Annotated in this window: 14 protein-coding genes and 2 tRNA genes; all 16 read left to right on the top strand. The window is 40.6% G+C overall.

Annotated features, from left to right (window positions below; all coding sequences use genetic code 11):
- Positions 1-5: 5 nt before the first annotated feature.
- Positions 6-89 (top strand) — tRNA-Leu (locus BUQ87_RS14495).
- Between the two features lie 23 nt (positions 90-112).
- A tRNA-Gly gene (locus tag BUQ87_RS14490) sits at positions 113-186 on the top strand.
- A gap of 241 nt (positions 187-427) precedes the next feature.
- On the top strand, positions 428-1,258 hold the full coding sequence (gene cdaA / locus BUQ87_RS14485) for a diadenylate cyclase CdaA (protein WP_052636264.1): 831 nt from the start codon (positions 428-430) through the stop codon (positions 1,256-1,258).
- Positions 1,255-2,460, top strand: coding sequence for a CdaR family protein (locus tag BUQ87_RS14480; RefSeq protein WP_038266852.1), 1,206 nt, complete (start codon positions 1,255-1,257; stop codon positions 2,458-2,460). The genes cdaA and BUQ87_RS14480 overlap by 4 nt, the downstream gene beginning before the upstream one ends.
- Positions 2,461-2,732: 272 nt before the next feature.
- Positions 2,733-3,815, top strand: coding sequence for a butyrate kinase (buk, locus tag BUQ87_RS14475; protein ID WP_038266855.1), 1,083 nt, complete (start codon positions 2,733-2,735; stop codon positions 3,813-3,815).
- Entirely contained in the window at positions 3,816-4,715 is a 900-nt protein-coding gene (ptb, locus tag BUQ87_RS14470) for a phosphate butyryltransferase (RefSeq protein ID WP_038266857.1), read from the top strand.
- 44 nt (positions 4,716-4,759) lie between these two features.
- Positions 4,760-5,830, top strand: coding sequence for a butyrate kinase (gene buk, locus BUQ87_RS14465; RefSeq protein ID WP_038266861.1), 1,071 nt, complete (start codon positions 4,760-4,762; stop codon positions 5,828-5,830).
- 295 nt (positions 5,831-6,125) lie between these two features.
- Entirely contained in the window at positions 6,126-6,803 is a 678-nt protein-coding gene (locus tag BUQ87_RS14460; protein WP_038266884.1) for an ATP-binding protein, read from the top strand.
- A 250-nt stretch (positions 6,804-7,053) separates the two neighbouring features.
- Entirely contained in the window at positions 7,054-7,269 is a 216-nt protein-coding gene (locus BUQ87_RS14455) for a 4Fe-4S dicluster domain-containing protein (protein ID WP_038266864.1), read from the top strand.
- Between the two features lie 21 nt (positions 7,270-7,290).
- Positions 7,291-8,349 carry a 3-methyl-2-oxobutanoate dehydrogenase subunit VorB gene (locus BUQ87_RS14450; RefSeq protein WP_038266867.1) on the top strand — a complete coding sequence of 353 codons (1,059 nt, stop codon included), beginning with the start codon at positions 7,291-7,293 and terminating at the stop codon, positions 8,347-8,349.
- On the top strand, positions 8,349-9,104 hold the full coding sequence (locus tag BUQ87_RS14445; RefSeq protein WP_038266869.1) for a thiamine pyrophosphate-dependent enzyme: 756 nt from the start codon (positions 8,349-8,351) through the stop codon (positions 9,102-9,104). Before BUQ87_RS14450 ends, BUQ87_RS14445 begins: the two co-directional genes overlap by 1 nt.
- A gap of 1 nt (position 9,105) precedes the next feature.
- On the top strand, positions 9,106-9,660 hold the full coding sequence (locus BUQ87_RS14440) for a 2-oxoacid:acceptor oxidoreductase family protein (RefSeq protein ID WP_038266870.1): 555 nt from the start codon (positions 9,106-9,108) through the stop codon (positions 9,658-9,660).
- 617 nt (positions 9,661-10,277) lie between these two features.
- Positions 10,278-11,108: a YitT family protein gene (locus tag BUQ87_RS14435; RefSeq protein ID WP_207647201.1), complete on the top strand. Its 831-nt coding sequence runs from the start codon at positions 10,278-10,280 to the stop codon at positions 11,106-11,108.
- Positions 11,109-11,324: 216 nt separating this feature from the next.
- Positions 11,325-12,671 (top strand): phosphoglucosamine mutase, encoded by a 1,347-nt coding sequence (gene glmM / locus BUQ87_RS14430; RefSeq protein WP_038266875.1) that lies wholly within the window; start codon positions 11,325-11,327, stop codon positions 12,669-12,671.
- Positions 12,672-12,892: 221 nt separating this feature from the next.
- The gene (glmS, locus tag BUQ87_RS14425; RefSeq protein WP_038266878.1) at positions 12,893-14,719 is read left to right on the top strand and encodes a glutamine--fructose-6-phosphate transaminase (isomerizing); all 1,827 of its coding nucleotides are present in this window, start codon (positions 12,893-12,895) and stop codon (positions 14,717-14,719) included.
- A 468-nt stretch (positions 14,720-15,187) separates the two neighbouring features.
- Positions 15,188-15,380 (top strand): IS66 family insertion sequence element accessory protein TnpA (tnpA, locus tag BUQ87_RS14415; RefSeq protein ID WP_416389736.1); only part of this gene is annotated, 193 nt, incomplete at its 3' end.

Raw genomic sequence — 15,380 nt, 5'->3', positions numbered from 1 at the left:
CACATGCGGGTGTGGCGGAATTGGCAGACGCGCTAGACTTAGGATCTAGTGTCCAGTACGTGGGGGTTCAAGTCCCTCCACCCGCACCATAAAAACAAATACTGCAGTATATGCGGGTGTAGCTCAGTGGTAGAGCCCCGGCCTTCCAAGCCGGTTGCGAGGGTTCGATCCCCTTCACCCGCTCCAATTTATAAAGAGGAAGTTCTATTAGTAGATAGGGCTTCTTTTTTTATTACATAAATATATAGGAACTGCATTGCATGTTTCAGAGGAATCCTGTGACTTTAGTCGTGAGGGATTCACTTATTTTCATGTTAGCAGTCAATAAACTTTTTTTATAGGCCCCTGTGTGATAATATTGATAGTATAAAGTTAATAAGTTGATGAAGTGGAGGTCTTTCGTTTGTGGGATTTAAGAGACATAATAATGAACATAGGAATACTTGACATAATAGACATAGCAATAGTGGCTTATGTATTTTACAAACTGTACATGCTCATAAAAGAAACAAGGGCGGAGCAGCTTGTCAAAGGGATACTCGTGCTTGTAATAGCTACAAAGCTGAGTGAACTTTTCCAGCTTCATGTTGTCAGCTGGATACTCAAAAACACTATGACAGTAGGGGTAATAGCACTGCTTATAGTATTTCAGCCGGAGCTTAGAAGGGCGCTGGAGTACATCGGAAGAACAAAGCTCATAGCAAAGTCTCCTGGCGGATTTGAAAGCGAAGAGGACAGGGCGATGGCCATAGGGGAGATAAGCGAGGCTGCTTTTTCTCTGGCTAGGCAGAAAATAGGAGCTCTCATAGTAGTGGAGAGGGAAACGGGAATAAATGAGATAATCCAGACAGGAACTCAAATAGATGCGAGAATAACAAGGCAGCTTCTTATAAACATATTCATTCCAAATACGCCGCTTCACGATGGAGCCGTAGCCATAAAAAACAACAGGATAATGGCTGCAGGATGCTTTCTTCCGCTTACAGAAAACAAATATCTCAACAAGGAGCTTGGAACCAGGCACAGGGCAGGAATAGGAATAACTGAAATGTCAGACTGTATTTCAATAATAGTTTCAGAAGAAAGCGGGCATGTCTCTGTTGCCAGTAACGGCAAGCTCTATCGGAATGTAACTGTAAATTACCTTAGGGAGGTGCTCCAAAAGGCTCTTATGAACGAAAATGAAACAAAGAGCATATTCAAGAGGAAAGAAGGCAAAAAAGAGGGCTTTTTCAGAAAAGGTAGGTTTTTTAAATGATCAGTTTTTTCAAAAACGACATAAAGATGAAAATCATATCTATGACATTTGCATTTTTGATGTGGGTGTATGTTATGGCCGAGGTTGATCCCATTATAATAAGGGATTTTTCGGGTGTGAATGTGGACATACAAAACATGGTGCAGATAAAAGATTCTGGAATGACGGTATCCCCCGAGTCAAAGCTTGACGTAAGGCTCATACTCAGAGGGAGAAGGTCTGTAATGAAAGACGTGGAGGATGAAACGATAAAGGTGTATTCAAGTATAAAAGCCCCACATGTAGGCAAAAACATTATGGATGTCCAGGTGAAAGTGCCTGAAGGGCTCACATATACACTCATACCTGACAATAGCATTTCAGTAGAGCTGGAAGAATATGTTGTGGAAAAGAAAAAGATAGATCTTATAATAGAAGGCAACCCCAGAGACAGCTTTAAAATATCCGAAGTGAATATAAATCCGCAATATACATTCGTAGACGGCCCCAAAAGCCTTGTGGACAAGATAAATTCACTTAATGTAACTTTGGCGGTTTCAAACAAAAAGGGGTCGTTCAACGCCAAAAGCAATGTAGTGGCTCTTGACGACCACGGCAGGGAAATCAAAGGAGTTGGGATAAAAGACGAAAACGTATATGTTGGGGTCGGAATACAAAAGAGCAAAGAGGTTCCCATAGAACTTGTGCTAAAGGGAGAGCCGGATGAAGACTACAGGATAAAGAGCAAGTTGATGAATCCGGACAAGATACTAATCATGGGAAACGAGGAAGAAATTGAAAAAATAGAGAGCATAAAGACGATTCCGCTGGACATAGGCAATCTGGCAAATGATAAAAAAGTCGAGCTTGACCTTCAGATTCCAGAAAATATTTTTTCTGAGACAAAAAAAATATTTTTGAATTTGGACATGTCAAAAGTGGTTGTAGAAAATTTATATATTTCGAAAGAAAGAATCAGCTATATAGGCAACATACAAAATTTAGACATTTCTAAAAATGATATTCCAGACAATATAAAAGTGAAAGTGGCCTATTTAGAGGAAAGTAACAAAAAATTCACCTCTGAAGATGTAGAAATTTTTATCAATATGAAGGAGCCTCTTGAGAATCCTGCAAAATTCAAAATTGAATACAATACACCAGATGGGCTTGAAATACTTGAAATAGAGCCGAAAAATGCAACGTTGGGATTGGAGATGTAAAAATCTTTAATCCTAATATTGCATTTTTTTTGTTTTGGATATATCATGTTGGTATAAAGAAAAAAACAATGATTCGATTTTATCGATTTTCCGAATGCTTTTCGCATGCATATGAAAACGTTTTACACAGACATTTGCATCAAAAAACTTATGATTTTCCGCTTTTCGATTAAATATTTCAGTGCATTTATGGTAAATAAAAAAAAATGGCAATAAAAACGTCAAAAAGAGGTATATAAGAGTAGAAGACTAAAATATTACGAGGTGATTTTGTGTCTAAAGAGTATATACTTGCCATAAACCCGGGTTCAACGTCGACAAAGGTAGCGCTTTTCAAGAATGCAGACTGCATTGCAGAGAGCAATCTTTCACATTCTCCAGATGAGCTGGAGAAATACGAAAAGATAGCGGAGCAGTTTGAAATGAGAAAGGACATAATACTCCAGTGGCTTGAAAAAGAAGGATTTTCAGCAGAGGATTTAAAGGCCGTAGTTGGAAGGGGCGGACTTTTGGCTCCTATTCCAGGAGGAACATACAGCGTTTCTGACGCAATGATAAAAGACCTTAGGGAAGGAAAGAGGGGAGAACATGCTTCAAACCTTGGAGGGATAATAGCAAAGGCCATAGCTGATATGACTAATGTCCCAAGCTTCATAGTTGATCCTGTGGCGGTGGATGAATTTGATGATGTTGCCAGAATATCAGGAATGCCTGAAATAGAGAGAAGATCGCAAGGGCATGCGCTAAACATAAAGGCTGTAGGCCGAAAGGTTGCAAGGCAGCTTGGAAAGAGATTCGAGGACATAAATCTTGTAGTGGCCCACCTTGGTGGCGGGATAAGCGTTGCTCCGGTTAGAAAGGGCGCAAATATAGACTACAACAATGCAAATGAAATGGGTCCGTTTTCTCCTGAAAGGACGGGAGGGCTTCCAATAGGAGACCTTGTGAAGCTTTGCTATTCGGGCAAATACACACATAAAGATATGAAGAAAAAGCTTAAGGGACAGGGAGGCCTTGTGGCATACCTTGGAACAAACGATGCAAGAGAAGTAATAAAGATGATAGAGCAGGGAGACGAGAAGGCAAGGCTCATATTCGAGGCCATGGGATACCAGATAGGCAAGGAGATAGGAGCCATGGCGACTGCGCTGAAGGGAGACGTTCAGGCCGTAGTCATAACCGGAGGGCTTGCGCACTCTAAGCTTCTTGTTGATTATATAAAAGAGATGGTTCAGTTCATAGCACCGGTGATAGCAGTGCCTGGGGAAGATGAAATGGGCGCTCTCAATGAAGGTGCAATGAGAGTTATGAATGGAGAAGAACAAGCTAAAATATATGAGGACGAGGTGAAATAAATGAAAGATTTCAAGGAAATGATAGCCCTTGCAAGGGAAAAAGGACCAAAGACGATATCTGTTGCATGCGCTCAGGACAAAGAGGTTCTTATAGCTGTTGAGAATGCAAGAAAAGAAGGCATAGCAAATGCCATACTTGTTGGAGATGCGCAGAAAATAGAGGAAATAGCAAAGGCTGAAGGAATAGACCTTTCAAACTACGAAATTGTAGACGAAAAGGACCTTGCAGCAGCTTCACTTAAGGCTGTTGAATTTGTTTCAAGCGGAAAGGCTCATGTAGTTATGAAGGGGCTTGTTGACACTTCGATAATACTAAAGGCAGTACTTAACAAGGAAGTAGGCCTTAGAACAGGAAACGTACTAAGCCATGTTGCACTTTTTGCAATACCTGGATACGACAGAATGTTCTTTGTTACAGATGCTGCAATGAACATAGCTCCAGATGTCAAGACTAAAAAGCAGATAATAGAAAATGCTGTTTCTGTTGCACACTCCATAGGTGTAAATGAGCCTAAGGTTGCGGTTATTTGTGCAAAGGAAAAGGTTAACGACAAGATGCCTGCTACAGTAGAGGCAAAAGAGCTTGAAGACATGTACAAGGCTGGAGAGTTTGAAGGATGCATGGTTGGAGGACCTTTCGCGCTTGACAATGCGGTATCTGAAGAGGCTGCAAAGCACAAGGGAATGGATCACCCTATGGCTGGAAAAGCTGACATACTACTTGTTCCTGACATAGAGGCGGGAAATGTGCTTTACAAGTCAATGGTGTTCTTTGCAAGATCTGAAAATGCGGGACTTATAGTGGGAGCAAAGGCTCCAGTTGTCCTTACATCAAGAGCGGACAGCGACGTTACAAAGCTTAACTCTATAGCTCTTGGAGTTTTGGCTGCATCAAAATAAAGGCACAGGCTGCAAAGTTTTATATATAAAGGGGATGAAATCAAATGGAAAAATACAGGATATTAGCTATCAATCCAGGCTCTACTTCTACGAAAATAGCAGTTTTTGAAAATGAAGAAGAGATATTTGAAAAGACGCTTAGACACTCTACTGAGGAGATATGCAAGTATGAGAAGATAGCGGACCAGTTCGAGTTCAGAAAAAGCGTAATAGAAGAGGCTCTAAAAGAGGGCGGGATAGAAATATCTTCTCTTAGCGCTGTAGTTGGAAGAGGAGGGCTTTTAAAGCCTATAGCTGGAGGAACATATGCTGTTTCTGAAAATATGATAGAAGACCTTAAGGTTGGTGTTCTTGGGGAGCACGCGTCAAACCTTGGAGGAATAATAGCAAGGGAAATAGCTTCAGAAGCTGGAGTTGGAGCTTTCATAGTTGACCCTGTTGTTGTAGACGAGATGAACGACGTTGCAAGAATATCGGGAATGCCTGAAGTAGACAGAAAGTCTATATTCCACGCGCTTAACCAAAAGGCCGTTGCAAGAAGGGCAGCTGCTGAAATGGGCAAGAAATACGATGAAGTAAATGTGATAGTAGCTCACATGGGCGGAGGAGTATCTGTTGGAGCTCATGAAAAGGGAAGAGTTATAGATGTAAACAACGCACTTGACGGAGAAGGACCATTCTCACCAGAAAGAGCAGGAGGCCTTCCAGTTGGAGACACTGTAAAACTTTGCTACAGCGGAGACTTCACTCTTGGGGAAATGAAGAAAAAGCTTAAGGGTAACGGCGGACTTGTTGCATACCTTGGAACTAACGATGCAAGAGACGTTGAAAAGATGATAGAAGATGGAGACGAAAATGCAAAGCTAATATACGATGCAATGTCATACCAGACTGCAAAGGAAATAGGATCTTGTGCTGCGGCTCTTAAGGGCAAAGTAGACGCTATAGTGCTTACTGGCGGAATAGCGTACTCGAAGATGGTTACAAGTTATATAGAGGAAAGAGTAGGTTTCATATGCCCAGTTAAGATATATCCGGGAGAAGATGAAATGATAGCTCTTGCTCAAGGCGGACTAAGAGTCCTAAGAGGAGAAGAAGAGGCTCAGGCATACTAATAGCGAAGAATAAAAATGCAGCGAAGTGTGCATAGTCATCCGCGCATACGAATACAATTGCAAGAGGCTGTATGTATGCTGCACTTTTTACGCCTAAAAGCAAGAATTGAGCATAAATTATAAATTTTCTGAAAACTCAACTTGTAATACGAGGAATAAATATTCATTACCATACATTGACTTTTTGAGTTATAATGAAAATGAAATTGCGGGAAATCGATTGCAGGATTGCTCATGAAAATATGGAAAAAATCCATGAATGCGGTATAGAAGTGGAAGGAAATGGTGATTGAAATTGATTACAAATGACAAAAGAGTTAGAATAATCACTGGACACTATGGAAGTGGAAAAACAGAGTTTGCTATAAACTATGTACTAAAGCTAAGGGAAATGGTAGAGGGCAGAGTAGCCATATCAGACCTTGACGTTGTAAATCCATATTTCAGGTCTAGGGAGAAAAAAAGTTTTCTTCAGGAGAAAAACATTCGAGTTATAGACAGCTCTATTGATGGAAGATGTGTAGACGTTCCAGCTCTTTCGGCAGAGGTCACAGCACCTATGGTAAATGAGGATTACAGCTATGTGATAGACCTTGGAGGAGACCACGTGGGATCGAGAGCTTTTGCAAGATTTGCGGGAAGCCTTGACAAAGAGAACTACGACCTGCTTTTCGTAGTAAACGCAAACAGAGAGCAAACTGCTACACCAGAAGGCGTAATAGACCACATGGAAAAAATAGAGCAGACTACGGGACTTAAGGTCACAGGCCTTATAAACAATACACACCTTGTGAGGGAAACTACAGCTGAAGATGTCATAAAGGGCCATGAACTTTCAAAGAAGGTTTCAAAGCTTAAGAACATACCATTGAGATACACAGCATGCACTGAAAGCATTCTAAAGGAGCTTCCGGAAGAGATAAAGGAAAGTGTATTCCCGATTAAGCTATACATGAGAGAAGACTGGATGTAAACTCACCGGACATTCTTGCATAATATAAATATAAATGCCAATACGGTAAGCTGGACCTGCAAGAGCGGGCCGGCTATACCTTATATAATAAGGTTGCATAGGGGCCAGACATTTAAGACATTCAAAATAGCGCAAACTATGCGGCTGTAAAAAGTTTAAAAGATTTGGCCGGCAAAATGCCAGCCGGATTTTTAGATATATATTCAATAAAGTGTTTTTAAAACTTTTTTAAATATTAAGGAGGGTCCAAATGGCTAAGGGTAAAGTTACTTTCGATGTAGACCGTTGTAAGGGATGCGGACTTTGTACTACAGTATGTCCAGTAAACATCGTAGCTATCGACAAAGAAAAGATAAACGCTAAGGGTTATAACCCAGCATCAGTTACAGATGCAGACAAATGCATAGGATGTACAAACTGCGCAACTATGTGTCCAGACAGCATAATAACTGTTGAAAGAGACTAATTAAAGGGAGGAACTTATAAAATGGCTAAGATTTTGATGAAGGGAAACGAAGCCGTAGCTAAAGCAGCTATAGAAGCTGGCTGTAAATACTTCTTCGGATACCCTATAACTCCACAAAATGAAATTCCTGAATACATGGCAAGAGAACTTCCAAAAATAGGAGGAGTTTTTCTTCAAGCTGAATCAGAAGTATCAGCTATAAATATGATATATGGTGGAGCAGGTGCCGGAGCAAGAACAATGACTTCGTCTTCTTCTCCAGGAATCGCTCTTAAGCAAGAGGGAATAACTTATCTAGTAGGATCAGAACTTCCTTGTGTTGTAGTTAACATGATGAGAGGTGGCCCAGGACTAGGTGGAATACAGCCTTCTCAGGCAGACTATTTCATGTCTACAAGAGGAGGAGGAAACGGAGACTACAGAACTCCAGTTTTCGCACCAGCATCTATACAAGAGGCTGTTGATATGACAATGGAAGCTTTCGAAGTTGCTGACTTCTACAGAACACCTGTTATGGTAGTTGGAGACGGTATGATAGGACAGATGATGGAGCCGGTTGAATTCAACGAGCCAACAAAGAGAGACCTTCCTGCAAAAGACTGGGCTACAACAGGAACTAAGGGAGATAGAAAACCTAACATAATAAACTCTCTATACCTGGATCCACAGGAGCTTGAAGATCACTGTCTAAAGCTTGAAAAGAAATATGCTGAAATAGAGAAGAACGAAGTTAGATACGAAATGTACAAGACTGAAGATGCAGATCTTGTATTCGTAGCTTACGGAACGACTTCAAGAATAACTAAAAACGTTATAGAAGAGTTAAGAGCTGAAGGCGTTAAGGCTGGACTTATAAGACCTCAGACTATATGGCCTTTCCCATTCAAGGCATTCGACGAAATACCAAACGCTAAGGAACTTCTTGTAGTTGAAATGTCTACAGGACAGATGATAGAAGACGTTCAGATAGCTTCAGCTGGAAGATGGCCAGTATCTTTCTACGGAAGAACTGGTGGTATGATTCCAGAGCCAAACGACATAAAAGCTAAGGCTCTTGAAGTAATAGGAGGTGCAAAATAATGGCAGTGGTATTTAAAAAGACTAACGGACTTACTGACATGCAAACTCACTACTGTCCAGGATGTACTCACGGTATAATCCATAGACTAGTAGCAGAAGTTCTAGAAGAACTTGACGTTTTAGGAGATACTATAGGTGTTGCTCCTGTTGGATGCTCGGTTCTTGCATACAAATATTTCAACTGTGACATGCACGAGGCGGCTCACGGTAGAGCGCCAGCTGTTGCGACAGGTGTAAAAAGAATACATCCTGACAAAGTAGTATTCACTTACCAAGGTGACGGAGACCTTGCTTCAATAGGTGCGGCTGAAATAGTTCACGCTGCAGCAAGAGGAGAGAAGATAACTACTATATTCGTTAACAACGCTATATACGGAATGACTGGCGGACAGATGGCGCCAACAACTCTTCCAGGACAAAAGGCTACAACTTCTCCATACGGAAGAGATGTAGACCACTGCGGATATCCTATAAAGGTATCTGAAATGCTTTCAACTCTTCACGGAGCTGCGTTTGTAGAGAGAGTTTCTGTACACAATCCTGCAAATGTAAGAAAAGCTAAAAAAGCTATAAAGAAAGCTTTTGAAATTCAGCTTGCTGGAAAGGGATTCGGTATAGTTGAAGTGCTTTCTACTTGCCCAACTAACTGGGGACTTCATCCACTAGATTCTCTAAAATGGCTGGAAGACAACATGATTCCATACTATCCACTTGGAAACTTCAGAGACCCAGACAAAGAAGAGGAGGTAAAATAATATGGCAACTGAAAAGATAATTTCTGCCGGATTCGGTGGACAAGGTGTTATGTCCCTTGGAATGCTTATAACTTATGCAGGAATGCTTGAAAAGAAAGAGGTTTCTTGGCTTCCATCATACGGACCAGAAATGCGTGGAGGTACTGCAAACTGCTCTGTTATAGTATCTGATCAGCCAGTTGGATCTCCTATAATAACTAACGATGCAACTACTGCTGTAATTATGAACCTTCCTTCACTAGTAAAGTTTGAAAAAGACGTTGCTCCAGGAGGAAAGATATTCATAAACTCTTCTCTTATAAGCCAGAAGGTTGAGAGAGATGACGTTGAGGTTTACTACGTGCCATGTAACGACATAGCTATAGAGCTTGGAAACCCTAAAGTTGCAAACATGGTTATGCTAGGTGCATACCTTGAAGTAACAGGTATAGTTGCAACTGATTCTATACTTGAAGCTTTCAAAAAGGTTTTCGGACCAAGCAAAGAGAAATTCATACCTCTTAATACAGAAGCTATAAAAAAAGGACAAGAGGCTATAAAAGTAGCTGCTAAATAATAAATCAATATACCTTTTAAACATAGGCAGCCTGCAATTTTGCAGGCTGCTTTTTAGTTCTATAAAAAAGCTTCCTTATTATAGTAGTGGTTTGATGTATATTCTCTACATAGATGAGCAAAAGAAGCATTCCATTTGACGCTGCATAAGAGCAATGTGACATGCCATATCTGACTGGAGTCAATAAATATGTTTTTGGAGCGGGCAAAAGTACAGCAGATATGTTATGACGATTGTATTTTTTTGAGTGCAATGTTATGACTGATAAATAAAAAAAACTTCAATTGTCTGACTCGTATCCAGTTATACCAATAGAACATGGCCTGTTTGCACCGCGTTGACAAAAAGCCAAATATAGAATATGAAGTGAAAAAAATAAAACATTCATACGATGAATCATAAAAAAAAAATTATGCATTTAATGAATTAAAAGTTGCAAAATATATACGGCGGGTATATAATCAATGTGCAAAACATTAGTGGTTTCAATGGGTGTAATGCGGAAATACTTGTATACCATTTCAAAAAGAGTATTTAACAATTCAAATCGACCCCGAAAACAGCAGGATTTCCTGCAAATGCATATGCGTGAAAAGGAGATGAATCTTATGTTCACCTTGCTCAGAATATTAGGAATGATAATTGGAAGCACATTGTGTGCGATAGCCATAAACGGATTTTTAGTTCCGCACCATCTTTTAAGTGGAGGTGTGAGCGGGATTGCAATACTCCTTAATGCTTCATTTGGGGTTAAAATAGGGCTTGTGGTGCTGATTGTGAACATACCGCTGTTTTTGATGTCTTACAAGAAGCTGGACAAGGATTTTACAGTATACAGCTTCTTCAACATGTTCATATTCTCAATGATGCTGCTTTTAACTGCTGACATATCCAAAAACGTGGGCGTTGACGATATAATACTAAGCGCCGTGTTCGGGGGAATAATAAACGGAGTGGGAATGGGAATCACATTCAAAAGCAAATGCTCGCAGGGCGGAACCGACATAGTTGCTACATATGTAAAGAAGAAATGGAATGCAAATCTTGGCACCACTTTGATGATTTCAAATGTGTTTATAGTGAGCCTTGGAAGTCTCGTATTCGGCGCTGAAAAGGCAATGTACACTTTGATATCGATGTATGTGGCATACCAGGTTGTGGACAGGATACAGATAATGCTGGACAAGAAAAAATCAATAATGATAATATCAGATAAGTCCGAAGAAATATCAAACCAGATAATGGCCAAGATAGGAAGGGGAGTCACATTCCTTCAGGGAGAAGGCGGATACAGCAAGACATCCCAAAAGGTGATATATACCATAATAAGCTCGAAGGAGCTCCCAAGGATAATTGAGATTGTGGACAGTGTGGACGAATGTGCATTCATGAGCGTTAACGAGGCCACAGAGGTTAAGGGAAGGGGTTTTAAGGAGAGCTATATATAAGTAATGAAAAACAAATAAGCATTTTTCATAGGCGGCCCAAGGGGCCGTCTTTTTAATGAGTGCGTCCAACATCATCAGAATTCAAATCACTGTGAAAAGTTTGATTATAGAGTATGCTTTATATGGAATGAAACGTTAAATTGTGGTAAAATGTATAAAGGGATTTTGTTTCCCTTTATTATTTTTTTGTGCAATTTGAAGGGAGAATTTTCTATTATGAGAAAGCTTTTTGGAACAGATGGAGTAAGAGGAGTTGCCAACAAGGAACTTACCTGCGAGCTTGCATACAGACTGGGCAAGGCAGGAGCATATGTTCTTGGAAAAGGTAAAGAGGGAATCAAGGTAGTAGTTGGAATGGACACAAGAATTTCAGGAGATATGCTTGAATCTGCACTTTCTGCAGGGCTTATGTCGGAAGGGGCAAATGTGATATCCCTTGGAGTTGTACCTACGCCTGCGGTTGCATATCTTACAAGAAAGTACAATGCGGACTGCGGAGTTGTAATATCAGCATCGCACAATCCTTTTGAATACAATGGAATAAAGTTTTTCAGCGACAAGGGATACAAGCTTTCAGATGAAATAGAGCTTGAAATTGAAAGCATAGTGGAAGATTTGGGTAAGATAGACTACATACCTGTAGGAGAAAAGATTGGATATAAAAGCACAGGCAAAGATGCTGTAAGGGAGTATGCGGACTATCTTAAGTCAATTACTGGAGATAGCCTTGAAGGCATGAAGGTCGTGCTTGACTGTGCAAACGGAGCGGCATTTGAGGTTGCACCGCTTGTGTTTTCAGAGCTTGGAGCCCAGGTAGAAGTGATAAGCGCGTCGCCAAACGGCATCAATATAAACGTTTCATGTGGCTCTACCCATCCAAAAGCACTTTGCAAAAAGGTTGTGGAAGTAGGAGCTCATATGGGGCTTGCGTATGACGGCGATGCGGACAGGCTTATAGCTGTGGATGAAAAAGGCGAAATAGTCAATGGAGACCACATAATGGCAATATGCGCAGCCGACATGAAAAAGAAGGGAAAACTTAAAAAGGACACCCTTGTAGTCACTGTAATGAGCAATATAGGTCTTCACAAGGCCGCGAAGGAAAACGGCATAAGCCTTGAGCAGACGAAAGTCGGAGACAGATACGTACTTGAAGAAATGTTAGACAAAGGTTATAATCTTGGAGGCGAGCAGTCAGGCCATTTAATATTCCTTGACTACAACACCACCGGAGACGGAGTGCTGAGCTCGCTTCTTTTGGCGTCGATAGTAAAGTCAAGCGGAAAGAGCCTGTCATCGCTTGCAGAAATGATGACTGTATACCCACAGGTGCTTGTAAATGCAAAGGTTAAAAATGAAAACAAGTTTTCATATATGAATGACGAGGTAATAAAAAGCGAGATACAAAAGATAGAAGATATGATGAAGGGCAGTGGAAGGGTTCTCATAAGACCTTCCGGAACAGAGCCTTTAGTTAGGGTAATGCTTGAAGGAGAAGAAGAAAGTCAGCTAATGGATTTGGCCAAGGGACTTGCAGGTGTTATAGAGTCAAAATTGGCATAAAGCTAAAATGCGGCCTTGTGGCTGCATAGCGCCTGGGCTTGCCTGGAATTGGGCAAGTTGACGAGGATTTGGGAATATCGAAATATCGGCGGATTTCCCAACGGCATCACACCGTCATGGCTTTACAAAACCCTTGAGTGATCAAGGGGACAAAAGAGGCCTTGTGAAGCTGATTTTCTCCTTAAATATAAAATATATATTTTTTAAGGAGGATTTTAATTATGTGTGGAATAGTAGGTTACATTGGAAACAGACATGCAACAGAGGTAATAATGAATGGACTTGCAAAACTTGAATACAGAGGATATGACTCTTCAGGAGTTGCGGTAAACACTGGTTGCGACCTTGAGATAAGAAAATACAAGGGAAGGCTTTCGGTGCTGGAGCAGGATCTTGACAAAAACCCTGTGGAAGGAAACCTGGGGATAGGTCATACGAGATGGGCAACTCACGGAGCGCCGTCAGATGAGAATTCACACCCTCATTACAACATGAATGAAAGCATAGCTGTAGTACATAACGGTATAATAGAAAACTACATGCAGCTTAAAGAAGACCTTATTGAAAAGGGATACAGATTCAACTCTGAAACTGATACAGAAGTGCTTGCACACCTTCTTGACCACTACTATGCGGGAGATCTTTTTGATGCGCTTTGCAAGGTTTTAAAGGATGTAAGAGGAGCATATGCAATAGGGGCGATATCTAAAGACGAACCGGAAAGGCTTATAGCGGCAAGAAAGGACAGCCCCTTGGTGGTGGGGCTTGGAGAATCTGAAAATTTCATAGCATCTGACATACCTGCACTGCTTAGCTATACTAGAAAAGTTCACCTCATAGACGATGGTGAAATAGTTGTGCTTACAAAGGATGGAGTTCAGATTTATGACTGCGACCAAAATCCTGTGACAAAGGAAGTAATGAATATAGAATGGGATGTGGAAGCCGCGTCAAAAGGCGGATATGAACACTTCATGCTCAAGGAGATTCATGAGCAGCCAAGGGGAATAAAGGAGACTCTTACAAAGAGGCTTGACGAAAACGGACGTATAAAGCTTGACGACATACATCTTACAAAAGAAGATATTGAGAATATAAGCAAGGTATATATAATAGCATGCGGGACTGCATACCATGCAGGACTTGTAGGCAGATACGCAATAGAAAAGCTTGTGAAGATTCCAGTGGAAGTTGACATAGCATCGGAGTTCAGATACAGAGACCCATTTGTGGACGAAAACACGCTTGTTATAATAGTAAGCCAGTCTGGAGAGACTCTCGACACTCTTGCGGCTTTAAGAGAAGCAAAAAAGAAAGGCGCAAGGATACTTTCAATAACAAACGTGCTAGGATCATCAATAGCAAGGGAGTCTGACGATGTATTCTATACATGGGCAGGGCCTGAAATAGCCGTGGCGTCTACTAAAGCCTACACAACTCAGCTGGTTTCATTCTACATGATAGCTCTTGACATGGCGCTTAAGACTGGAAGAATAGACGATGCTGAGTACAAGAGAATGATAGAAGAGATAAAGCTTACGTCGGGCAAGATCCAGCATATAATAGATCAGGACTCTAAGATAGTTGAAATAGCAGAAGAGATAAAGGAAAAGCATAATGGCTTTTTCATAGGAAGAGGACTTGACTACAATACTGCAATGGAAGGCTCTCTTAAGATGAAAGAGGTTTCTTACATGCACACTGAGGCATTTGCTGCGGGAGAGCTAAAGCACGGAACTATAGCCCTTATAGAAGACGGAACTCCTGTAATAGGAATAGCCAGCCAGGAAAAGCTGTTTGAGAAGTCTGTTTCAAACATGAAGGAAGTAAAGGCCAGGGGAGCTTTTGTAATAGCAATAGCGCAGGAAGGCAATACGGAAGTTGAAAAGGTTGCAGACAGGGTGTTCTACATACCTAAGGTTGATGATATTCTGGCAAGCATACTCACGGTAATACCTCTTCAGCTTATGGCTTACCATGTTTCGGTTATGAGAGGATGCGACGTGGACAAGCCCAAAAACCTAGCAAAATCTGTAACAGTGGAATAGAGGATTAAAAAAATTGTACTGTTGTTGTAGATTTGAAATAAAGTGTGCACATTTAAAATAAAGTCTGCACAAAACTTGTAAGAATATGGAATTGACAAAGCGATATTTTTACAAAGGTAAGTATAATTATTCAAGTTAGATATTAACTAAAAACAAAACTATTTATTAAAAAGAGACAATCATACATTCCGGAATATAGGATATAGGGTATAAAGTATAATCAAACTATAATAAAAACACATCCATTTATATCGCTACAGATATTTTCTATGCGAAAATGGATGTGTTTTTTGATACCTACTACAACAAATTCATCTGCCATTTGGCTTGTAATTGCGTTTTCCATTCCTTGAATTCTGAGTATCTTTATTCTTGTAATCATACTGTATCCGTCAAATACAACCCACATGGACTCCAAAAGTAAGAAATGAGATAATACACCAAAGATATTAAATCGGAGGTGTTTTTATGAAAATAGATGAAAGTAGAGAAATTTGGACTAGCCGCGTAAGCGACTTCAAGTCAAGCAATCTCACTCAAAAAGCCTGGTGCGAAAAAAATGACATCAAGGTCAGTACTCTAAGATATTGGATCAGGAAGATTCGCAGTGCAGCATCCACTCCGGAGGAGGATTTCGGATTTTGCGGATTTGAATTTGCAA

It is taken from the genome of Peptoclostridium litorale DSM 5388, assembly GCF_900141635.1.
GTDB classification, from domain to species: domain Bacteria; phylum Bacillota; class Clostridia; order Peptostreptococcales; family Peptostreptococcaceae; genus Peptoclostridium; species Peptoclostridium litorale.
The sequence above is the reverse complement of the archived record's forward strand: the minus strand, read 5'-3'. Positions and strand labels throughout refer to the sequence as shown.

Excerpts from the sequence above, each read along its gene's own strand:
- cdaA (WP_052636264.1), top strand. The coding sequence starts at position 428 with ATGAACATAGGAATACTTGACATAATAGACATAGCAATAGTGGCTTAT.
- BUQ87_RS14480 (WP_038266852.1), top strand. The coding sequence starts at position 1,255 with ATGATCAGTTTTTTCAAAAACGACATAAAGATGAAAATCATATCTATG.
- ptb (WP_038266857.1), top strand. The coding sequence starts at position 3,816 with ATGAAAGATTTCAAGGAAATGATAGCCCTTGCAAGGGAAAAAGGACCA.
- buk (WP_038266861.1), top strand. The coding sequence starts at position 4,760 with ATGGAAAAATACAGGATATTAGCTATCAATCCAGGCTCTACTTCTACG.
- BUQ87_RS14455 (WP_038266864.1), top strand. The coding sequence starts at position 7,054 with ATGGCTAAGGGTAAAGTTACTTTCGATGTAGACCGTTGTAAGGGATGC.
- BUQ87_RS14450 (WP_038266867.1), top strand. The coding sequence starts at position 7,291 with ATGGCTAAGATTTTGATGAAGGGAAACGAAGCCGTAGCTAAAGCAGCT.
- BUQ87_RS14445 (WP_038266869.1), top strand. The coding sequence starts at position 8,349 with ATGGCAGTGGTATTTAAAAAGACTAACGGACTTACTGACATGCAAACT.
- BUQ87_RS14440 (WP_038266870.1), top strand. The coding sequence starts at position 9,106 with ATGGCAACTGAAAAGATAATTTCTGCCGGATTCGGTGGACAAGGTGTT.
- glmM (WP_038266875.1), top strand. The coding sequence starts at position 11,325 with ATGAGAAAGCTTTTTGGAACAGATGGAGTAAGAGGAGTTGCCAACAAG.
- glmS (WP_038266878.1), top strand. The coding sequence starts at position 12,893 with ATGTGTGGAATAGTAGGTTACATTGGAAACAGACATGCAACAGAGGTA.